Origin of the sequence: Chryseobacterium pennipullorum, assembly GCF_003384725.1 — a bacterium.
In the GTDB taxonomy this organism is placed as follows: Bacteria; Bacteroidota; Bacteroidia; order Flavobacteriales; family Weeksellaceae; genus Chryseobacterium; species Chryseobacterium pennipullorum.
Genome location: NZ_QNVV01000007.1, coordinates 48,077 through 69,844 on the forward strand (window position 1 = coordinate 48,077; position 21,768 = coordinate 69,844).

Consider the following 21,768-nt stretch of genomic DNA (forward strand, 5'->3'; position numbering starts at 1 on the left):
AAACGTTAATTTTTTAATAAAACCGGAATGAAAAAATTATAGTTTTTAGTACATTAATATTTGGAATATTCAAAAAGTATTTTGTACATTTGCAACCTGTTATTCAACCTCTGACGAAGAACGTGTAAGTTGCTTAGCTTTAACATTTTATTTTATTAATAATGGATTTATTAAAGTACGTACAAGACAAGTACATTGCGAAAAAAGAATTCCCTGAATTCAAAGCAGGTGATACAATTACTGTGTATTACGAAATTAAGGAAGGACAAAAGACAAGAACTCAGTTCTTCAAAGGAACAGTTATCCAATTGAGAGGATCTGGTTCTACAAAAACTTTTACCATCAGAAAAATGAGTGGTGATGTAGGTGTAGAAAGAGTATTCCCTATCAACTTACCTGCACTTCAGAAAATCGAGGTTGACAGAAGAGGTAGAGTTAGAAGAGCTAGAATTTACTACTTCAGAGAGCTTAGAGGTAAAAAAGCAAGAATCAAAGACGCTGCTTACAAGAAGAAATAATTCAGACAACAATAAATGCAAAAAGAGGCTGTTTACTATAGGTAGACAGCTTCTTTTTTTACATAGCCACTACGAGCAATGTTCATATTGACATTGTGTACTATTGTTTTGTTTTGAAAACAATCCGTAAAAACCTCACAGGTTTTAGAAACCTGTGAGGTTTATAATGACATCATTTCACGAAGTAAAAAAATTATGGTTTGTAAAGACTTCCTTTCCCTTTTCCAGAGATAGCTTCAGACTGTTCATAAACTGCATCCAGCCTGCAAAACAGGATTATTGAAATGTTCGGACCTGATTGATATTGGCTAAGGTTATTAATCTTATTCGTTCTTTATCAGATATTGCAAAGGAGTAGATCCCGTATACTTTTTGAAAAATTCAATAAAAGCGCTGTCTGAGGAGAAGTCTAAAATATGAGACACCTCTCCTATTGAATTCCCATCTACCAGAAGTTCAATGGACCGCTGGAGCCGCCACTGCTGCCTCCATTCCTGATAGGACAGCCCGGTTTCTTTTTTAAAAATCCTTGTAATGGTCTTTTCTACTGCACCGATTTCTTCTGCAAAACTCTTCAGCATCGGCGGCATAGAAGATCTTTGCGTCCATCCTTCAACAATCTTGTTGAAACGCCTGTCTTCTGGCATTTTAAGTTCCAGTTTCTCTTCAGGCGCAGCATTCACTTCATTCCAGAATACCTGCAGAATACTTTCTTCAGAACTGCCTATCCCCTTCCATTCCCAAAAACAGATCCTTTCGATAATTTCTTTTAATAAAGAGTTCACATGCAAAACCTTGAGACCACAATCCATATGCCTAGCCGCATAGCTTTGGTCAAAATAAATAGACCGGTAAGCAACCATATTCCTGAAGTTCACCCGGTGCGCTTCGCCGGCAGGAATCCATAACATTCTGAATGGAGGCAGTACAAACTGTCTTTCCAAAGTAGTTACCGTCATACAGCCCGAAGGGGCATATAGCAGCTGAGCCTTTGACTTGTGCAGGTGAAAGCCAGAATCATGCATAACCATATCGGAAGCAATCCCAATTACTTTTTCAGATAGGGAATCTGCATCAAATTCTTCGTTTTGCGTCAATACAGCCATGTCTTATTTTTGATGTTTTTTGTATTTATATCATTATAAATATACAATGGATTTTTTGAAAATTTGCATAAAAAAATGAAAAAGACAAATCCTCTCTGGCTGTTAACCTTGCTCGTGATGCTTCCCCAGTTTGTGGAAACCATCTACAGCCCTGCCCTGCCCTTGGTTCAAAAGCAGTTTGGAGTAAAAGAAGAGACCGCAACGCTGACAATCAGCTTGTATTTTATATCATTTGCATTAGGGGTAGCATTCTGGGGCATACAAAGTGACAGAACAGGAAGAAAAAAAGCTCTGGAATATGGGCTTATGACTTACGGCGCCGGAACCTTCGCAGCTGTTTTTGCTCCTGATTTTACGACCCTGATTGGTGCAAGGATGATCTCAGCATTCGGCATCGCTGTAGGTTCCATTGTCACACAGACTATTTTGCGGGATATTTATGATAAGAACAGCATCAGTAAGGCATTTTCATGGATCGGCATTGGTCTCTCCATCAGTCCCGTTATCGGAATGACTACAGGTTCCTTATTGGCTTCCACCACCGGACATCAGGGTATATTTATTACCTTATGTCTTCTTGCTGTTTTATTTTTACTTTTTTCAAGAAAGAGAATTTCTGAAACTTCTTCTCATAAAAAAGAAATGAATTTCGGCACCCTGTGGAATCTGCTTAAAAGGATGTTGAAAGACCATTCCATTGTAAAATGCTGCCTGCTGATCATGAGCTTCAACGTATTGCTGTTTTCCTATTATGCACTGGCTCCGTTTATTTTCAAAGAGAACCATTATTCATCCTATGCTTTTGGATACAGCAGCATTCTTCTGGCGGCCGGCACCTTTGCAGGCGCAAAGCTTAACCGATTTCTTCTGTTAAAGAATCTGCCCCCTGATATTTTGGTTAAAGCAGGTACCTTGGTGGCATGTATTGCTTCAATTTTCGTCTGGATTCTGATCCATCGGGGAATATACTTTCTCATCCCCTATTTTTTCATAGTGATAGCATTCAGCATTTCCATTCCGAATATTCTAAGCACGGCATTGATTAATTATAAAAATGAGACCGGAAGTGCCGGAGCTCTGCTTGGACTTATTTATTATGTACTGATTGGAATGGGACTGATAAGCATCGGTTATATTCAAAACCTGGGAATTTCATGCGTCATCTTTTCCGCGATAGGAGTTCTTGCTTTACTGATGTTTCAGCAAAAAACAAAGACCGTTTAGTTACAATCGGTCTTTGTTCTTATGTTTTTTTTTACATAACAAAACTAAAATCTTTCATCCCTGCGCTTTGACAAAGCCAGGGTTATTCAGTTATTGAATAAAATCATATACCGCATCGAAAAACCGGGAATAGACTTCGATATGGGGAAGATGTCCGACATTTTCAATTTCCACCAGCTTTGAGCCTGCAATTTCACGCTGTGTTTTCTTTCCCAATTCCTGATACTGTCCCATTTTAGGCTGAAGTTCTTTCGAAGCACGGTCTTTCCCTATGGCAGTCCGGTCTCTTGTTCCAATGATCAGTAAAGTTGGGGTTTTTATATTTTTAAATTCATAACATACAGGCTGATTATAGATCATGTCGGAGGTCAGTGCTGCATCCCATGCGACCTGAGGGTAATCTTTATGGAGTGTCCATCCTGCGATCAGATCCAACCAGGGCTGGTACTCCGCTTTCCATTGATTATCATAATAGAACTTCAACTGGTAATTCTTATACGTTTCTGCTGTATTTTTAAGCTCAGACTGATAGGCCTGATCTATCGTCTGGTAGGCTGCAAAAGTTTTATAATCTTCAAGTCCTATCGGATTTTCAAGAATCAATTTTTGTACTTTCTCTGGATATAGCAGCGTAAATCTGGCAGCTACCATTCCTCCCATAGAGTGTCCCAGCACTATTGTTTTATCAATTTTCAGCTCATCCAGAATCGCTTTTGTATTATCCGCCAGTTGTGAGAATGAAAACTGATAGTCACGAGGTTTTGAGGATTTTCCGAAACCGATCTGATCCGGAATCACCACCCGGAAACCTTTAGCTGCTAAATCCTTAGCCGTACGTTCCCAATAGGCGCCGTTAAAGTTTTTCCCATGCAGAAGCATTACTGTTTTTCCATTGGGCTTTTGAGGATGTACATCCATATAAGCCATTTTGAGATCGTTATCCTGAGATTTTAAGTTGAGAAAATGAACCTCATAAGGGTATTTATAGTTCGAAAGCATTGCATCCAGAGGTTTTATCTGCGCAGACACAAGGCCCGAAAGAGTAGCTATCGTCAGAACGGTCAATAGATTTCCAAAGTATTTCATGAACATTTAATTTAGGTTTAAAATTAAAAAAAACCGCTCCAAAAGGAACGGTCTTCAACTGTTATTTTTAATTAAATGTTATCTGTTACGACAATTCTGCTATTGAAACCTCTTTTTCTTTTTTGGAAGGCAGATTCATCAGAACGATGGCAAAAAGGATCAGAATAATTCCTACCCACTGGATAAGAAAAACCTTTTCTCCCAGTAAAACAAAAGCCATAGTTACAGAAACCGGCAGCTCCAGTGACGAAACAATACTTCCCAATCCCAAACCGGCATTCGGAAATCCTATATTGAAAAGAATGGGTGGAATGATCGTTCCAAATAAAGCCAAAATGGCTCCATAAGTCCAGAATATAGAATAATTGAAAGGATGGATATGCTCCGTATTTTCTGTAAAATTGAGATACAGGGATTTCAACCCATCAAAATACATCGGTCCGATCTGAGCAAAGAATAAAAATGCAAAGACTACAAGAGATCCGCCCACCAGCATAATGATGCTCTTTCTGAACACAGGAAGATGGGTAGCAAGTGTATTGGAGGTAAACATCGTCAGTGTATACGAAGCAGCAGCCATAAGACCCCAGAATACACCATGCCAGTCCAGCTCAATCTCCATATTAATAAGATTGGTAGCTAGAACCGTACCGGCCAGAACAATCACCACAGAAACTACTTTTCTTACATTAGGCAGCTTTCTTGCCAGAATACTCTCTACCACCACACTGAACCATACCGACTGCATCAGGAGCACAATCGCAATGGAAACATTAATATACTGTACCGCGATATAATAGAACAAACTTGTTCCTCCCAATGAAGTTCCTGCCAGGATCAGCATTCTGACTTCTTTAGCACTTGGCCGCGATAATTTTTGTTTGGAAGTTAAGGTCTGGATGAAGTTAAGGATCAGAAGCCCCGTCAGACCCAGTACAAATTGGGATGTGGTCACTTCAGAAGTTGTAAAACCATCATGATAGGCCATTTTTACAAATGTGGCCAACATACCGTATATACTAGCTCCAATCCCTACAAATAAAACACCTTTTAGTATATTTTTCTTCTTCATAATTTTTTTTCAGCCTGCAAAGTTACAACATAAAAATTAAAATGGAAGAAACCGTTACCAGGATAGATAAATAAAATCGCCATAAGCAAAACTTATGGCGATTTTGATATGGGTTGTCTTAACGTTTCTTATTTCTTCACGATTACTTTTGAAGCCGCTTCAAAGCCTAATCCTTTTACTTTTACGATATACGTTCCGTTAACAAGATTACCTGTAGAGATTGCTTTTTTAGCATCTGGTGAAATTTTGTCTTCAGAAGAAACCAGTTTACCGGACATATCATAAAGCTCAACACTTACTTTTCCAAGTGTATTGCTTGGGAACGAAATAAAAAATTCGTTTTTGGCAGGGTTCGGATAAATAGATACCCTGTTGTCCTTCGCAGATTTCACCTCGCTGGTAGCCAATGTACATTCAGCAGGTACCGCAAAGTTTTCTTCCTGGTCATTGATATTGGTTTTGGATCCTGTTACAGCTCCTACTCCAAGACCTCTTCTTGCAAAAACTTCCCAGATCATACATTTGTTCTGACCTTGTGTTAAAACCTGTTCTGCTGCTAATATAGCATTTCTTCCTTCCACAAAGCCAGGGTTACATCCCTGAAGCTTCAAGGCATCCATAACAAGCTGCAATACTCTTGAACTTCCATTTGTCGTATTAGCCAATACATCGGCAGAATATCCATATTTCTCAACATATTTCCAATGCAGATCCCATAGCATGGTTGCCCAAACGAAACCGATAGAATGTACATCCGGAACGACAACACCGTTAGCGTTCGTATATTCCATTCCATTGGTATCTCCATAAGTGAAACCATTCACGGTAAGATCCGGAGAATATTTTGCAGGTCTGATACCGCCGCCTGTTATGGCCTGCCCACTTGCATAGGTTCCCATTCCTCTGGCTACTGAAGCATTATCTCCAGGTTTGTTGGTCACCATCAGTGCAAAGAAATCCGACCATCCTTCACCCATCTGCTCTTTACTGGCACTTGAGCTTAGGCAGGCATATCCTGAACCTGTCATTCTGTTGGAAATTCCATGGCCGTACTCGTGGGTAACAATTCCGTTATCAAAACTTCCATCAGGGGTCATATTTGCTTTCAGGGTAATATTTACCGGAGTGTTTGCCGTAAGGTGCGTTTTGATATATTCACCTTCCGCATTCGTAATCAATACGGATGGAATGGTAATTGTGGGATCTGATCCTGACATATTGGTCAGATTAGCCCCGTTGGCCTGATTATTATAGATAACAGCTGCCAGAGCTCCTGCATCCTGAAGGTTCTTTGTTTTAATCGCAAACGCACAGGTACCTCTTTCGACAAGACCAATGGTACCTGTCAGCGATCCTGCCGGTAATGCTGTACAACCTTCCAGAACCGGTGACAGCTTTACGTTTCCTGTAATTCCGGTTAAAGTCAAAGGGTTCCCATATTGTGCAGTTCCTGCTCCTGGTGTGCGTGGAACCGCAGCGCCCGGAGCATTATAATAGAATACTCTTCCTACAGGAGACCAAAGATACATCTGCATTCTTGGGTTAAATCCTTCCTGAGGAGAAGAAAAATTAGCATTATTTGTACCACCACCATCCTGTGCTTCTGCAAAAACAGAATCATCATCTACGCCTCCTTTACCAAAATTATTCTGTTGGAAGTTTCTTGCAGATTCTGTAAATCCGAACTGATAGAAAATATCATGAATTCTGTTGTTGAGATAAAACAGGTTCGTAATGGCCGCATTCCTGTTATTGGCGGGGATATCATTGATATTGAAAGGGAAATCAAAGTTTCTTGTCGGCCCGCCTTCTGCAGGAGTTCCGGGCAGGTAGTCAGGAGGTACCGTCAAAGCAGTCCCAGCAACATCTTCGTAAGCAAATACGTTATTTCCTCTGGTCACTGTATAATGCGTAGTCCCGTCAGAATGCCACCCTTCCGGAGAAGCATTAAGGATCCATGGATTGGTGATGATAGATCTTGCTCCAAAAGTAGGGGCTTCAATTGGCATCGGCAACACATTATAAGATGCATTATCCGGCAGAAATAATGAGGCATTATTTTTTGCAATACTGTTTTGAGGACCTATAAGGGTATTTTCAAAATGGTCTGCATGATTATGGCCGGCCTCTGAAGAATATCCTTCCGGATGGAAATTACATGACAGGGTCATATTATTTTTCACCAAAATTTTTCCGTTGTTAGCGTCTACTACAATATTCCAATAGTTTGGAGACTTGGGTTCTATTAAAGTATATTCGTAGGCCAGACGCAGGCTGCCATTTTCGTCATGTGCGTATACCAATCTCTGATTGGCAGATGTAGCCCTTTCTTTGTTCTTTTCAAGATATTCAAGAATGGTAAAATTCGCTACCTCCGTATTCTTAAGATCTTCGGCAATCTTTTGAAGTGCATCACGCTTACTGATTAAGGCGTTAGCGGATGTAGATGCAGTATAATCCTTCACAAAATTATCGATATAATAGACAATTTTATTATCCTGAATCAGGGCTGTTCCTACAGAACTGTAGACCGGCAGACCTTTGTAGGTCTGAAGGAATTTCACAATGTTACCATTCAAAGATTTTGAAGGATCCACATTGTCAACCATAAAATTATTGAGATCGGACTTTTTATATTCCCTGATTTTGTTTTGGGAAATATAATCCTTAATCAGCTTTTCATTATCCTGTCCGTATAAAACTGCCGGAAACACAGACAATAAAGCAAAAACAAGAGGTAGAGTTTTATTTTTCATATCCATTATTAAAGTCGCTAATCTACAAATAATTAACAAATAATAATTCATTTAATTAATATAAATTAACAAATAATACTTTAAAATTACAACAGATCACTTTAAACACAATTGAAAATTCACTAAACACGATAAAATAATTCTGTATTCTATTTGTACCATCGTTCCTTCCATTTTCCTTATGATTATTCTTTTGATGGGATTGATACAAAAAAAACTGTCCATAAAGAACAGTTTTCCAATTTTTTACTTTTTATGACTTATTCAGAATATGCTTTATCCATATTGATATTCTACCGCATAAAAATCCCCTGAAAATATATAATTCACAGGGGAAAATCATTCAACAAAAAATTCTTGAGCTTAATTTTTAATCAGTTTTTGTGAATAGACTTCGTTTTTATCAGAAGTAATTTTCACCACATATATGCCTTCACGCTGAGCAGTCAGATCAGCATTAATTTCTTTCTGATTGATAAAAGATGTTCTGTAAACTTCAGTTCCTGCAATATCAATAATCTGTACTGTACCTGCGGTCATTGGCTTATCCAGAACTATTTTGAAAGCACCTCTTACGGGATTTGGAGATATTTTAAAAGAGCCTGTCTCTGATCCGGGGGCCGTTCTGGAACACGAGCCACTCAAATCCAGATCATAAGGGAAGAAAGGATAATGGTTGAAGCTTATGGTTTCAACAGAACCACCGTTGGGTACGGTATGCTGCAATGTCATTATAAATATATATTTACCTGTTGATCCGGGAGGAATATTAATATCTGAAGAATAAAAATGATACTTCAGCTCATTTCCCACGATGGCTGGAGTGGTAGAAATACCATAGTCCATTCCCGTACTCAGATCTCTCAGCACTAATTTACTGCCTAACACTACAGATCCGGAAGGAATAGAGAATTGTCCGGTTACATTATAATCAGACAGCATTCCGCACGTAAATTCATAGAAAAATTTAAGAGTTCCTCCGTATGGCATAGGACCGCTGCATATATTATTAGCTAATTCATCAAACTTAGGCATTTCCGAAACAGAATCAAATATAAAGGAATTGGCTTTAGAATAATAAAGCCGGGGTAAAATACCATAATCAGGATCATCAGTATTACTTTCAACAGCTCCTGTATAGGATCCGCCTACACTGGTCATAGCAGCTCCAGCGGAAGTAGACTGACTGTTAGGGCTTATATGAATCATGGCCAATTTAGCAGCTCTGTTTATTTTAAAATCCGTCACATTTTTGAATGCACCGGGATCATTTAGTCCGGTGTCGTAATAATTCACCAGATATGAGCCATTGGACAAATCACCAGTATTCCTTGAGCCATCTGTAAGTACAACGACAACAAATTTAGACGCTCCATTTTTGTGTAAAGAAGTTTGGGGGCTTACAATTTCGGGATTATAGATATTATCTAATGCATTTCCGATCAGCCCTAAAGCCTCATGTAAATGTTGACCATATTTCAGTTTCCTTGTAAGAAAAGGTTCCGGAAATGTAGAGTTGGTAAAATCACTCTCAATATATATTCTAGGAGTAAGACCTAAACTTGGGCCATTCACCGGGCCGGCACCGTAATGAACCACAGCATATCTGTTTTTGGAATTACAGGCCATAAGGCGTTCGATTAACCTGGCAGCAGTAAGCTGCATTCCTTTAAAACGGGCATCGCTTATCGTTGAGCCGTTGTCCATACAGATGATATAGTCAGTCTGAGCTTTTAAAGGGTTGCACACAGCGAAGAGTGCAAAAAGAAAGAACAAATACGATTTTCTCATAAATTCATATGTTAAATTAGTTTTTGTTAAAAATAAATATTAAAACAATATAAAAACATGAAAAATTTAGCATTAACCTACTATTAACGTTGTGTGCAATCTAAAGTCCAAAACAGGTCTATCCTTGAAAACAAAAAAGCCGCTCAAATGAGCGGCTCCTATTTAATAATGGTGCAAAGGATTATTTACCTTCTTCCATTTTTCTTTTCAACTCTGCTAATGCATCGATGTCTCCAAGAGTAGATCTTTCTTCGTTGTTTGAAGAAGAAGATACGTTTCTAGAAGAAGATTCTTTTACGTTTTTCTTCTCTTCATCTCTGAAGATTCCTGTGTGAGAAACTACAACTCTCTTGAATTCTTTGTTGAATTCAATTACTTTGAATTGAGCATCTTCACCTTTTTTGATTTTAGATCCATCTTCTTTCTCTAATAATCTTGAAGGACAGAAAGCTTCAACCTCAGCATCTTCGAATTGTACAGAAGCTCCTTTATCGTGAACTTCTACCGCTTTACCAGCGTGGATCGTTCCTTCAGCATATTTAGTTTCGAATTTATCCCATGGGTTTTCAGTCAATTGCTTGTGACCTAGAGATAATCTTCTAGCCTGGATATCTAATTCAAGAACTACAACATCTAATTTATCACCTACTGCACAGAACTCAGATGGGTGCTTGATTTTCTTAGTCCAAGAAAGATCAGAGATGTAGATTAATCCGTCGATCCCTTCTTCTAACTCTACGAATACACCAAAGTTAGTGAAGTTTCTTACAGTTCCTACATGCTGAGATCCTACAGGGTACTTAGTTTCGATATTTTCCCATGGATCTTTAGATAATTGCTTGATACCTAGAGAAATTTTTCTTTCTTCTCTGTCTAAAGTTAATACTTCAGCTTCAACTTCATCACCTACTTTTACAAAATCTCCGGCAGATCTTAAGTGAGTAGACCAAGACATTTCAGAAACGTGGATCAATCCTTCTACACCTGGAGCGATTTCTACGAATGCACCATAGTCAGCAAGAACTACTACTTTTCCTTTTACTTTGTCACCAACTTTCATGTCAGCAGAAAGAGCATCCCAAGGATGAGCTTCTAATTGCTTCATACCTAACTGGATTCTTGTTTTCTCATCATCGAAATCAAGGATTACAACTTTTACAGTTTGTCCGTCCTCAAGGATTTCAGATGGGTGGTTCACTCTAGACCAAGAAAGGTCTGTAATGTGGATCAATCCATCAACACCTCCTAAGTCAATGAATACACCGTAAGAAGTAATATTCTTAACAGTACCTTCAAGAACCTGACCTTTTTCAAGTTGAGCGATGATTTCTTTTTTCTGACCTTCGATATCTGCTTCGATCAATGCTTTGTGAGATACTACTACGTTTTTGAACTCAGGGTTGATTTTCACAACTTTGAACTCCATAGTTTTTCCTACGAACTGATCGTAATCTTTAATTGGCTTAACGTCAATTTGAGAACCAGGTAAGAATGCTTCGATTCCGTGAACGTCAACGATCATACCTCCTTTAGTTCTAGACTTAACAAAACCGTTAACGATTTCTCCAGTTTCGTGAAGTTCGTTTACTTTATCCCAAGCTTTAAGCGTTCTCGCTTTTCTGTGAGATAACTGTAACTGACCAGTTTTGTCTTCTCTTTTGTCAACCATTACTTCTACCTCATCACCTACACTTAGGCCTTGGTTGTAACGGAATTCGTTAAGAGAAATAACACCTTCAGATTTGAAGTTGATGTCTACGATAGCTTCCTTATCTGTTAATCTAACAACTCTACCAACTAAAACGTCATTATCGTTTAGGCTGTTAAGAGATCCGTTGTAGATTTCTTCTAAGTCACTTTTCTCTTTTCTAGCATCAGCATCAAGACCAGATTCGAAAGAATCCCAGTCAAATTGTTCAGGTGCTACGTTTTGGTTTAATAATAATTCTGCTGAATTTGTCTCTTTTGACATAATTCTAAATAAATTTGTATTCCATCTCTTTTAACGGTTTGAATAAATGCGGATTAAAAAATACGGAAGTAATTAATTATAAGTAATTTACTCTTCAAACCTTTTCGCCACAAAAGTGGGTGCAAAGATAAGATTATTATTTCAGATAAACAATAGTTTCGCGTCTACAGAATTAATCATTAAGTATCTGATTTTCAACAACGACAACAATAATATAGATTAGTCTGGATTGGTCTTTACTCTAATTAACATTTTTTCTTTAACAATACTTAATTGATAATGCAAGGAATTCTTTTTGTATTTGACATAATAAATGAAATCAGAAACATCATTAAATTTTCTAAGCTTTTCAATTAAACTATTAAATTTTAATTGCTCTTCATGTATCTCTCTATTTTCACTGCCAATTAAAGAGCCTTCAAATATATACTCAGGGTTATTATCCATCTGTCTACATATACTATACCATTTTTCTGAGTTATTAATATCTCTTTTAGGCATAAAAGAAATATCACCAATCACTCCATTTTCTTCAATCTCGCTCATCATCACTATAAAATTTTGATAATTATACACACAGGTAGTTAATCCAAATTTTTTCATTGCTCCATCCGTAGGTTTCATATTCTGTTCTTTTTCAAACTTACTGAGAGGTTGATTAATATATGCTGATATTCTTTCAATATCATTATAAGTCTGGCCTGAAATTAATTCAGACAAAAGAAATAAAAATGTTACTATAAATACTTTTTTCACTATATATTATTTTCTTGCTAAATTATTATCAATAAATATTAAACAATTGTGGTTTCCCATAATGTCATAAACTATTTTGTAAGACAAAAATCACCTACCTTTGCACCATGGAACTACAATCAATCTATCAAAAACTGCAGATTCAGGATATGAATCAGATGCAGAAATCTACTTATAAGGCCTCTGAAAATAATACAGATATTGTCCTGCTCTCTCCTACCGGATCAGGAAAAACTCTAGCATTTTTATTTCCGGTTCTAAGGAATCTAAAAAAAGATGTTCAGGGTGTTCAGGCATTGATTTTAGTTCCGGCTAGAGAATTGGCATTACAGATTGAGCAGGTTTTTAAAGCCATGGGAACAGATTTTAAAGTTTCTGTCTGCTATGGCGGCCATGATAAAAAGATTGAGGTCAACAATTTAATTGAAGCACCGGCTGTTTTAATAGGAACCCCTGGAAGAGTGGTCTACCACCTGAGAAATAATAATTTTGATCCTACAACAATTACCACATTGGTTCTGGATGAATTTGACAAAGCTTTGGAGCTGGGCTTCCATGAAGATATGGAGTTCATTTCAAATTCCCTTACAGGTCTTTCTCAAAGAATTTTAACCTCAGCCACAGCGATGGACGAGATTCCTAAGTTTACAGGCTTAAAAAATGAAAAAACAATTGACTTTTTAAAGTTAAGTGAGGTAAAACCAGATATTCAGTTACGAAAAGTAATGACCATCTCTGAAGAAAAGCTGGACACTCTGTTTCATTTAATCTGTAAAATCGGAAATAAAAGAACACTTATTTTTTGCAACCACCGCGAGGCAGTTGACAGAATTTCTGAACTGTTACGTGAAAAAGGAATCGACAGAGAGACCTTCCATGGCGGAATGGAACAGGATGAAAGGGAACGCGCTTTACTAAAGTTCAGAAATGATTCTGCAAGAATTCTTATTACGACAGACCTGGCTTCCAGAGGCCTGGATGTTCCTGAAGTGGAATCTATCGTTCATTATCAGCTTCCTCCCAAGGAAGATGCTTTTATCCATAGAAACGGACGTACCGCCAGGATGAATGCAAAAGGCTTTGCCTACCTTATTATGACCGCAGAAGAAAACTTCCCCTTCATTAAAAATAATACTCCGGAAGAAAGTGTGGCTGGATTTGATAGAGTTCCGCAGAAAACACCTTTTCAGACGATCTATATCAGTGCCGGAAAGAAAGATAAGGTGAATAAGGTGGATATTGTAGGCTACCTGCTAAAAAAAGGACAGCTGCAAAAAGAAGATGTCGGGATTATCGAAGTAAAAGATACTACTTCCTACGTTGCTGTTTCCAGAAATAAAGTAAATACGCTTTTAAAAACACTGCAGAATGAAAAGCTGAAAGGGAAAAAAGTAAAAATGGAAGTTGCTTATTAGGAACAACCTATACTTTTCAAACCCTAATAGTCAAAAAAAATTTATAACACTTTAGTTATTTTAAGAGACAAGTACTGCAAATAAAAGTTCACTTAAGTTTTTTGAGAATCTTTGATTTTCTTCTTATCTGAACTTTTATACGCATTTTAAAACTTCTTAAATGAGCTAAAGTGTTATAAAAAATGCACTCAACAGTCTATTTATAAACCGCAAAGGGGTTATATTACAATTACTTTATTCCCTTTACCTTAGTCGGTAAAATATACACTGATTTTGAAGCGGTAATAAACAGAACATCATTATTCTTGCCTCCGAAAGTTACGTTCGATGTCCAGTCTTCAGGAATCGGAATATGATAAATTTTCTTTCCGGAACGATCAAAAACATGAACACCGTCACCGGTCAGATAAAGATTTCCATGCTTATCCATTACCATTCCATCTGATCCCATTTCGCAAAACAATCTTTTTTCCGATAGTCTGCCTTCCCCCAAAATATCATACACATAGGTCTTTCCGGCATCAATATCCGATACATAGAGTTTACCCAGTTTTTCACTTCCTACGATTCCATTAGGCTGAGTAAAGGTTTCCAGTTTTGTGATTTTCCCATTTTTACTTCTGTAATAAAGACTTTTGTGGGATAGTTCCTGCTTAAAGTCCACCCAATAATCCCTTTCATAAAGAGGATCTGTAAAATACATTCCGCCAAAAGAATCGTTCCAGACATCATTGGGACCGTTCAGTCTTTTGCCTTCAAAGTCTTTTAATAAGATTTCTACTTTTTTATCTTTTGAAATTTTCCAGATCTCACCATGGTCATCCGAACAGGTAATCAGGAAATCATCTTTGTCAAAGTGTGTTCCGTTGGCTCTGCCGGTTTTATCCAGAAACTCTATAATCCGGTTGGTCTTCCAGTCCCAATAATAGATCTTATCATTGGGCTGGTCGGTAAAATAAACATTCCCTTCCCTGTCCGCTGATGGTCCTTCTGTAAAACTAAACCGATCTGAAACTCTTTCCGGCTGTACATTTTCATAAAACATTTTTCTATTATTTACTGATTGACAGTTTACTAATGCTAAAACCAAACCAATCATTCCTATTGTACAGATATTCTTCATACTTCATTTTTAATGACCGCAATGTACGATATGCATTACTGGATTCAAAGTCATTTTATCTTTTTAACGAATTATAAAAATGTCCCAATTGTACTATTTTTGAAGTAGATCCTATTAGGAGTTGAATGACATATTCCGGAGCTTTGCAGTAACAGGATTGATTAGTTTTTCTATGCCAAACACAGCAGAGAATCACAGTCGATCCGGATGAAAAATATCACAAAAATACGTTTATAGGATATCATAATGAGTGCAGAGTCCAACAATATCAAATCTTTGGAAATTGAAAATGAAAATTTCAGAAATTCAGTGGGAACGATGGATGAGACCGGAAAAAGAAAGTGGATCTTCCCCAGAAAACCTAAAGGAAAATATACTGATTACAGGAACTATACCAGCTATTTGCTCCTCGCTTTATTCTTCGGAATTCCTTTTGTCAAAATCAACAACAATCCCTTTCTCCTCATCAATGTAATCGACCGGAAATTCTTTATCGTCGGTCAGCCTTTTTACCTTCAGGACTTCTTTATACTGGCTTTAGGAGCAGTAACCTCGGTCATCTTTGTCATGCTGTTCACCGTGGTATTCGGGAGAATATTCTGTGGCTGGCTATGTCCGCAAACCTTATTTATGGAAATGGTCTTCCGTAAAATTGAATACTGGATCGAAGGAGACCGTAATAAGCAGATGAAACTCGACAGACAGGAATGGGACGCAGAGAAAATAAGAAAAAGGGTGACCAAATGGTCTGTATTTATTTTGATTTCTATGGTCATTTCTACTTTTATGTTTATGTATATTGTAGGTTATCAACAGGTTTTTCAAATTATGATTGAAGGGCCTGCGGAACATCCGTTGAAGTTTATCACCATGATCTTTTTTACGATGACCTTCTATTTTGTTTTTGCATGGCTCCGTGAGCAGGTATGTACTCTAGTATGTCCGTACGGAAGGCTTCAGGGAGTGCTGATTGACAAACAAACGATCAATGTATATTATGACTTTAAAAGAGGGGAAGGCCGATCGAAATGGAGAAACAATGAAGACCGGAAAGCCGCTGGAAAAGGCGACTGTATAGACTGTAACCAATGCGTGGTGGTATGTCCTACAGGCATTGACATCAGAAACGGACAGCAGCTGGAGTGTGTCAACTGTACGGCCTGCATAGATGCCTGCGATGAGGTAATGGATAAAGTGGGTCTGCCAAAAGGTCTTGTTCGCTATGCCACCGAATCTGAAATTGAGAATCAGGAGAAATTCAGATTTACTCCAAGGATGAAGGCAACAACCGTTATTCTTGCTGTTTTGATCGGTTTTCTGGGATTTCTAATGTATGACAGAGGCTCCATGGAAGCAAAATTCATCAAGCCTGCAGGGTCTACTTTTTTTATTAAAAACGGGAAAATCACCAATACCTTCATCTACACCCTGCTTAATAAATCCAATGAAAAAAAGATCCTGCAAATTAAAGTCATTACTCCTGCGAATGCCGACATCACCTACTTTGGTTCAGAAAAAATCATTTTGAAAGGCGATGAGATTCTGAAAGGAAATATCAATATTACATTTCCTGAGGAAGATATCAAATTTTCCAAACAAAATATGGTGATCGGAGTATTTGATGAAAAAGGAAAGCTGGTCGATTCTTTTGAAACCACTTTCGAAGGACCGTTTAAATTAGCTTTGTAAGTAATGCCTGGCCACACTAAAAGTTGAGCCTTACATTCCATTAAGCCTTGTATTTCCTCATAAACTGAGTGGGAGTCATTCCGGAAGTTTTCCGGAAGACTCTTACAAAATAGGAATATTCCTCATACCCTAACCTAAAGGCGATTTCTACGAGACTTTCATCAAGGTACATCAGCATTCTTTTGGCTTCCAACACTACTCTTTCGGTAAGAACGTCAGTTGCTGTTTTCTGAACAACCGTCTGTACGATCCGGTTCAGGTGTTTTGATGAGATTCCCAGTAATGCAGCATAATAAGCGATCGATTTCTGTTCAGCAAAATGCAGCTCAATCAGGCTTTCAAAATCCTGATAATGCTTAAAATAAGAACTTCCTGCTGAGGTCACCAGGGTATCAAAATCTTTTGAAAACAGCCGGGTAGCATTGATAAAAATCTGAGACATTAATGACAGGATGAGGCCTTCTTTCATCATATTATTCTTAGCTTGGTGTTCCTTTCCCAACTCACGGAATAAACTGATATTTTTTTTCAGTTCCGAAGGATTCAGCTGAATTTTTCTTGGAAAAGATACCGACCCGAAAAAGGGAAAGTTTCTCAGTTTCTGATTCACATAATGCATTTCATAAAACTCCTGTGAGCAGAAAAAAATATAGCCTTCGATATCCCCCGAAAGCTCCCAGCTATGGATCTGACCAGGCGACAGAAAGAACAGACTTCCTTCTGACACGTCGTATTTCTGAAAATCAATCTCATGCATTCCTTTTCCTCCGGTAAAAAGAACAGCAGCATAGAAATCATGTCTGTGAGGCTTTTCGATGTGACGGTGCCCTACTACCAGATGATTTTTCATGGTATTGAAATAGAAGTCCGAAGTATTTTTACCAGCCTGAAAGAGTTCGATATGAAGAACGGAGATTGAATTCATCACCTGTATATTTTAGCTAAATTAAGAGTATCATTTGATCTGTAAGATCTTTACATCCTAAGAATATACAAATTTAGACAAAAAAAGGACCGGTATATACCGATCCTTTGTATCTGAAAAAATAGGATGCTGGATTATTTGATAATCAGTTTAGTGTTGTATATTCCTTTAGAAGAATCAATGCTGATCACATATACTCCTTTCGGTACATTCACATTAAATGCTTTGGTATCGTTACCTACAGTCTTATACGCAGAAGAATAAACCAATCTTCCGCTCGCATCAAGCATCGTTACTTTGATATCTCCTTTTATATTTTGTGATTTGATAAAGAAGTTACCATCACTTGGATTAGGATAAATTTTAATGTCATCTGCTATTGGAGAAGAGGTTTCCCGTGTACTTAACGCTTCAGTTTCCTGAGTACACACTTCGAGAGACCATCCTGTAATGGTGCCGGCACTTCCCGGATTATTATCAGAAGCAAATAATTTCCATTCTCCCTGAGCTTTATGTCCTTTAAAAATAGCTAAGCTTTCATATGATTTAACTTCTCCCTGCACCGGTGATGCACACACGACAGCAGCTCCGGTATCACTGAATGCAGCTGTAATTCCGGAACTATTGTTACAGCTTCTGTTCCAGAACAAGGCAGAGGATCCTACCGGGCTTTCAATGCCTAAAGATAGATGCCTTACATTCGGATGGGTGACAGCAGGTGTAACTTTAATTTTGGTAATAGTTCCTGAATTATTAACCATTAAAGGAATTTTTACAATAGGTGAAGATATATCGGAACCACCAGGACCGTCTTTAACCGGCACAGGATCTCCACTATAAGTATACGTTGTACAGTTTTCACCTGTAACATTATAATCCACCACAAAACTTGGGCTTACCGCATAATAGACATTCCCTACAGCCTCTATCATAATAAAAGCATTTGCTGACGTAGATCCGGCAGGAACTGTAATCTGCTCACTCCCATCGTTAGGCGTATTGGCAGCAATGGTAGTAAACGTCTGCCCACCGTCTGTAGAGAATTTGATGTTTACATTGGCCGTATTCACCGGTGCAGCATTTGAGCCGGCAACATCCCAGGTTACGGTAAATGTACCACCGGAGGATAATGTCTGACCGAAGGCTGGAGCTGTCACTTTAAAAGGACCCGATGCAGCATCCACGGTTACCAACATATTATCTTTGGCCGTTTGTGGGCTTATTGGATTGTTATTTCGTAAAGTTAATGTAAAATTAAGTGGTCTTGCTACACTAGAAACCGACTCCCATCGAGTACTAAGAACTCCTGCCAACACAGTATTAAAATCCGGAAAATATCGTACAGGAGAACTCACAGGAGAAAATGATCTGAAGTTTGGACCCGCTGGCTTTGTAGGAAAAGCACTGGAGTTCACCCCTGTCTGTGCATTCGTACCAGCGTCCATTTGCTCCCATGTATAGGTGTAAGAAGCAGTGTTGTTATCAGTGGTCGTTCCTTTCAATACAAACGGAGTAGATTTTGGTATAACATAGTCTGCTCCTGCACTAACATTAGGTGCAGGATTTGAGAAAGGTGTATTAACACCACAGGAAACAATGTTTATTTTATTTTTAATTTCGGTAACATTAAAAGCATGGAAATAATCATTGGAATTAAACTGAACATCATTATTTCCACCAAAAATTCCTGTGTAAGCCATAATGGTAGTTCCACTTCCCGGCTCTACTTCCGAAGTTCCTGAGCCATTTAAATATCCGGTAAATGTATGATTTGCTCCCATTTGATGTCCCATTTCATGAGCTACATAATCTATATCAAAAGTATCTCCCTCAGGAAAATTGCATGAAGTATATCCGGCTGCTTTTATATTACCACATATCACTCCTAATGAAGCAACTCCATTGGCATTTCTTTTATCTAATAAATGCCCCATATCATAATCTCCGGCCGGAATACGTGCAGATATAGCATAATATGCACCTGCATTATCATAATCATTAGTATCATCTGTATCTGTTTCATCAAATGGATCTGTTGCCGGGTCAAGGAATACAATAGCATCATTATTATCTATCAGATTAAAATGCAGTGACAAATCTTTTTCGAAAACGCCGTTCATTCTGGTTAAACTGGCATTCATAGCCGCAATAATTACAGCTTTTTTCTCGGCCTCTGTTGCTGTTGACGGAGTTCCTGCCACTGTCAGATGATACTGTGCATACTCTCCTGTACAGGTAAGTGCCATTCTGAAAACATTAAAGCCTGCTGTCTTTTTATTGACAGTATTATTATTTTCTATTGCGCTTTTCTCCAGAACATCTGGAGTACCGCATTCAAAAGGCTCTTTTTCCTGTCCTCTTCTTGCATGGGAATCAAAAACAGCATATACCTTTCTGTCTTCTGTATACGGTTCTATAAATTCTGAAATACCGGAACGGGTAATCATAGAAGAGAACCCTACCGGAGACACGCTAAACCTTAAATATGTTGTCGGATCTTCTAATGCAGTTCCAACGTAGGATTTAATATCAGGATACCTGGCCTGCAGCTCGGGAGCCATATTGGAAAATTCCCAAACTTGGAACTTTTCTAATTGTCCTTTAGCAGTAGGTAATGAAATAATCACTCCTTTGCCGTTTGAAAGACGCGAAGGAGCATCTTTTAGGCTTTGCCTCAGCTGATCGGCATTTAATGTGTAAAGCCCTGCAAATTCGAGCTTTTCCTGTGATTTTTTTACTTTCTGAGATCGGAGCTCAGTTCTCGACCACTGTGAAAATCCTAAAAAAGGAATCAACAGGGAAAGAATAAAGAAATAATGTTTCATAGTAGTGTGATTTTTTAATCATGCCAAATTAATAAAAAAAAAGCAACTAAATAGAATAAAAATCAACAAAGCATTATATAAAATGAACAATAATCAACAAAACATACTATTAACTTAAAATATTAACAACAATGCAGTCATATTAAAATTATTGCACTAAATAATCAATAATATAGAAAAATATTAATAACCAAATTTAAAACAATCTGATTTTCAATCACAAAACAATAACAATAATTATAAATTACACCTTTCCTGCGTTTTATCTACAGCGCCTTTTCTTTTTCACTGGTTTTTCTTGCGGTTCATTGAGATTGCTTTTTTCAAATGGTACTTTATCCTGTCCCCTTCTTGCGTTGGAATCAAATACTGCATAAACGGTTCGGTCTTCTGTGTAGGGTTCGATAAATTCCGAAATACCGGAACGGGTAATCATGGAAGAAAATCCAACCGGGGATATACTGAACTTCAGATAGGCAGTCGGATCCTCTACTCCTGTACCCACATAAGAACGGATATCTGGATATTTAGCCTGCAGTTGCGGAGCCATATTGGAGGATTCCCATACCTGAAAATGTTCCAGTCTTCCACTGGCAGTCGGAAGGGAAATGAAGGTTCCTTTTTCACTCGAAAAACGCAGGGGAGCATTTTTTAAACTCTGCCGCAACTGATCCGCATTCAGGACGTACAGTGCTGCAAATTCCAGTTTTTCCTGTGATTCTTTGACTTTCCTGGCTCCAAGGTTGGTTGGTGTCCACTGCGAAAATCCTGAGAAAGGAATCATGAACACTAAAATTAAAAAACAATGTTTCATATCATTATCGTGTTTTGAGATTCACCAAGTTATTAAAAAAAACAATCTTCTTTCTATTTTTGAGATATATTTGAATAAAATTTTCACCTCCCTCTTAAACAAAAGTCATACAGCAGTTTTAAAGATATTTTTGGATACAACTTTAAAAAATTTTTATCTTTGAACTTTAGGAATCTTACAATGAAAATAAATTTACCTGATAAGCTGTATTATTCAATAGGGGAAGTCGCTAAAGCATTTGATGTAAACACTTCATTAATACGTTATTGGGAACAGGAATTCCCTATTATTAAACCTAAAAAAAACAGAAAAGGAAACCGGTACTTCACGCCTGAAGACATCAAAAATCTGCAGATGATCTATCATCTCGTCAAAGAAAAAGGATATACCCTGGACGGTGCCCGTGTTGCTTTGACGACGAACAGCAAAATTTCTGAAACCATTACCCTTATTGACCGGCTCGAATTTGTAAAGGCCGAACTTTTGAAACTAAAAGAATCTCTTGGGGAAAAAGATTCCGAATAAATGAGTATAGTTAAATTTCCATAAAGTATCCGTCAGGGTGCTTTTTTTTGTAGTTTCCTCTTTAAATAATTCTAACATTAAGGAATTATAAATATTTTTTTAAAGCATTTATATTCAATCAATAATTCAAATTCAAGCAATCCTCCTTTCATTATTGTAATGCTCTGTTTT

The 21,768-nt window shown here is 37.8% G+C and carries 16 protein-coding genes; 5 read left to right on the forward strand and 11 right to left on the reverse strand.

What is annotated here, in order from left to right; genetic code table 11:
- Positions 1-161: 161 nt before the first annotated feature.
- A complete protein-coding gene (gene rplS / locus DRF67_RS09545; protein ID WP_115928076.1) occupies positions 162-518 on the forward strand; it encodes a 50S ribosomal protein L19 in 357 nt (118 codons plus the stop codon).
- Between the two features lie 323 nt (positions 519-841).
- On the opposite strand, the gene DRF67_RS09550 is transcribed toward rplS, so the two are convergent.
- The gene (locus DRF67_RS09550; protein ID WP_115928077.1) at positions 842-1,624 is read right to left on the reverse strand and encodes an AraC family transcriptional regulator; all 783 of its coding nucleotides are present in this window, start codon (positions 1,622-1,624) and stop codon (positions 842-844) included.
- Between the two features lie 75 nt (positions 1,625-1,699).
- Here DRF67_RS09550 and DRF67_RS09555 point away from each other — a divergent pair, with 75 nt between their 5' ends.
- Positions 1,700-2,848, forward strand: coding sequence for an MFS transporter (locus DRF67_RS09555; RefSeq protein WP_115928078.1), 1,149 nt, complete (start codon positions 1,700-1,702; stop codon positions 2,846-2,848).
- 90 nt (positions 2,849-2,938) lie between these two features.
- Here DRF67_RS09555 and DRF67_RS09560 read toward each other — a convergent pair whose 3' ends face one another.
- The 6 genes from DRF67_RS09560 to DRF67_RS09585 all read right to left on the reverse strand — a co-directional run bounded on the left by DRF67_RS09560 (position 2,939) and on the right by DRF67_RS09585 (position 12,281).
- Complete coding sequence (locus DRF67_RS09560; protein ID WP_115928198.1) at positions 2,939-3,934, reverse strand: alpha/beta fold hydrolase; 996 nt, start codon at positions 3,932-3,934, stop codon at positions 2,939-2,941.
- 85 nt (positions 3,935-4,019) lie between these two features.
- A complete protein-coding gene (locus DRF67_RS09565; protein ID WP_115928079.1) occupies positions 4,020-5,006 on the reverse strand; it encodes an EamA family transporter in 987 nt (328 codons plus the stop codon).
- 128 nt (positions 5,007-5,134) lie between these two features.
- Entirely contained in the window at positions 5,135-7,762 is a 2,628-nt protein-coding gene (locus tag DRF67_RS09570) for a T9SS-dependent M36 family metallopeptidase (protein ID WP_228435775.1), read from the reverse strand.
- Between the two features lie 363 nt (positions 7,763-8,125).
- The gene (locus tag DRF67_RS09575) at positions 8,126-9,553 is read right to left on the reverse strand and encodes a T9SS type A sorting domain-containing protein (RefSeq protein WP_115928081.1); all 1,428 of its coding nucleotides are present in this window, start codon (positions 9,551-9,553) and stop codon (positions 8,126-8,128) included.
- A 181-nt stretch (positions 9,554-9,734) separates the two neighbouring features.
- On the reverse strand, positions 9,735-11,525 hold the full coding sequence (gene rpsA, locus DRF67_RS09580) for a 30S ribosomal protein S1 (RefSeq protein WP_115928082.1): 1,791 nt from the start codon (positions 11,523-11,525) through the stop codon (positions 9,735-9,737).
- A gap of 219 nt (positions 11,526-11,744) precedes the next feature.
- Positions 11,745-12,281, reverse strand: a complete 537-nt coding sequence (locus DRF67_RS09585) for a hypothetical protein (RefSeq protein ID WP_123912721.1) — start codon at positions 12,279-12,281, stop codon at positions 11,745-11,747.
- Between the two features lie 107 nt (positions 12,282-12,388).
- On the opposite strand from DRF67_RS09585, the gene DRF67_RS09590 reads away from it, so the two are divergent.
- Positions 12,389-13,696, forward strand: coding sequence for a DEAD/DEAH box helicase (locus DRF67_RS09590; RefSeq protein WP_115928084.1), 1,308 nt, complete (start codon positions 12,389-12,391; stop codon positions 13,694-13,696).
- Positions 13,697-13,925: 229 nt separating this feature from the next.
- On the opposite strand, the gene DRF67_RS09595 is transcribed toward DRF67_RS09590, so the two are convergent.
- Complete coding sequence (locus DRF67_RS09595; protein ID WP_115928085.1) at positions 13,926-14,819, reverse strand: SMP-30/gluconolactonase/LRE family protein; 894 nt, start codon at positions 14,817-14,819, stop codon at positions 13,926-13,928.
- Positions 14,820-15,065: 246 nt separating this feature from the next.
- On the opposite strand from DRF67_RS09595, the gene ccoG reads away from it, so the two are divergent.
- Complete coding sequence (gene ccoG / locus DRF67_RS09600) at positions 15,066-16,508, forward strand: cytochrome c oxidase accessory protein CcoG (RefSeq protein ID WP_115928086.1); 1,443 nt, start codon at positions 15,066-15,068, stop codon at positions 16,506-16,508.
- Positions 16,509-16,548: 40 nt separating this feature from the next.
- Here ccoG and DRF67_RS09605 read toward each other — a convergent pair whose 3' ends face one another.
- The 3 genes from DRF67_RS09605 to DRF67_RS09615 form a co-directional block, all read right to left on the reverse strand.
- Positions 16,549-17,433: an AraC family transcriptional regulator gene (locus DRF67_RS09605; RefSeq protein WP_115928087.1), complete on the reverse strand. Its 885-nt coding sequence runs from the start codon at positions 17,431-17,433 to the stop codon at positions 16,549-16,551.
- Positions 17,434-17,567: 134 nt separating this feature from the next.
- Positions 17,568-20,258, reverse strand: a complete 2,691-nt coding sequence (locus DRF67_RS09610) for a reprolysin-like metallopeptidase (RefSeq protein WP_115928088.1) — start codon at positions 20,256-20,258, stop codon at positions 17,568-17,570.
- 262 nt (positions 20,259-20,520) lie between these two features.
- Positions 20,521-21,042, reverse strand: coding sequence for a hypothetical protein (locus DRF67_RS09615; protein WP_115928089.1), 522 nt, complete (start codon positions 21,040-21,042; stop codon positions 20,521-20,523).
- Between the two features lie 210 nt (positions 21,043-21,252).
- Here DRF67_RS09615 and DRF67_RS09620 point away from each other — a divergent pair, with 210 nt between their 5' ends.
- Entirely contained in the window at positions 21,253-21,597 is a 345-nt protein-coding gene (locus tag DRF67_RS09620; protein ID WP_115928090.1) for a MerR family transcriptional regulator, read from the forward strand.
- Positions 21,598-21,768: the final 171 nt, after the last annotated feature.

Bases quoted from the DNA above. Each gene is read 5' to 3' on its own strand.
- rplS (WP_115928076.1), top strand. From the start codon at position 162: ATGGATTTATTAAAGTACGTACAAGACAAGTACATTGCGAAAAAAGAA.
- DRF67_RS09550 (WP_115928077.1), bottom strand. From the start codon at position 1,624: ATGGCTGTATTGACGCAAAACGAAGAATTTGATGCAGATTCCCTATCT.
- DRF67_RS09555 (WP_115928078.1), top strand. From the start codon at position 1,700: ATGAAAAAGACAAATCCTCTCTGGCTGTTAACCTTGCTCGTGATGCTT.
- DRF67_RS09560 (WP_115928198.1), bottom strand. From the start codon at position 3,934: ATGAAATACTTTGGAAATCTATTGACCGTTCTGACGATAGCTACTCTT.
- DRF67_RS09565 (WP_115928079.1), bottom strand. From the start codon at position 5,006: ATGAAGAAGAAAAATATACTAAAAGGTGTTTTATTTGTAGGGATTGGA.
- DRF67_RS09570 (WP_228435775.1), bottom strand. From the start codon at position 7,762: ATGAAAAATAAAACTCTACCTCTTGTTTTTGCTTTATTGTCTGTGTTT.
- DRF67_RS09575 (WP_115928081.1), bottom strand. From the start codon at position 9,553: ATGAGAAAATCGTATTTGTTCTTTCTTTTTGCACTCTTCGCTGTGTGC.
- rpsA (WP_115928082.1), bottom strand. From the start codon at position 11,525: ATGTCAAAAGAGACAAATTCAGCAGAATTATTATTAAACCAAAACGTA.
- DRF67_RS09590 (WP_115928084.1), top strand. From the start codon at position 12,389: ATGGAACTACAATCAATCTATCAAAAACTGCAGATTCAGGATATGAAT.
- DRF67_RS09595 (WP_115928085.1), bottom strand. From the start codon at position 14,819: ATGAAGAATATCTGTACAATAGGAATGATTGGTTTGGTTTTAGCATTA.
- ccoG (WP_115928086.1), top strand. From the start codon at position 15,066: ATGAGTGCAGAGTCCAACAATATCAAATCTTTGGAAATTGAAAATGAA.
- DRF67_RS09605 (WP_115928087.1), bottom strand. From the start codon at position 17,433: ATGAATTCAATCTCCGTTCTTCATATCGAACTCTTTCAGGCTGGTAAA.
- DRF67_RS09610 (WP_115928088.1), bottom strand. From the start codon at position 20,258: ATGAAACATTATTTCTTTATTCTTTCCCTGTTGATTCCTTTTTTAGGA.
- DRF67_RS09615 (WP_115928089.1), bottom strand. From the start codon at position 21,042: ATGATTCCTTTCTCAGGATTTTCGCAGTGGACACCAACCAACCTTGGA.
- DRF67_RS09620 (WP_115928090.1), top strand. From the start codon at position 21,253: ATGAAAATAAATTTACCTGATAAGCTGTATTATTCAATAGGGGAAGTC.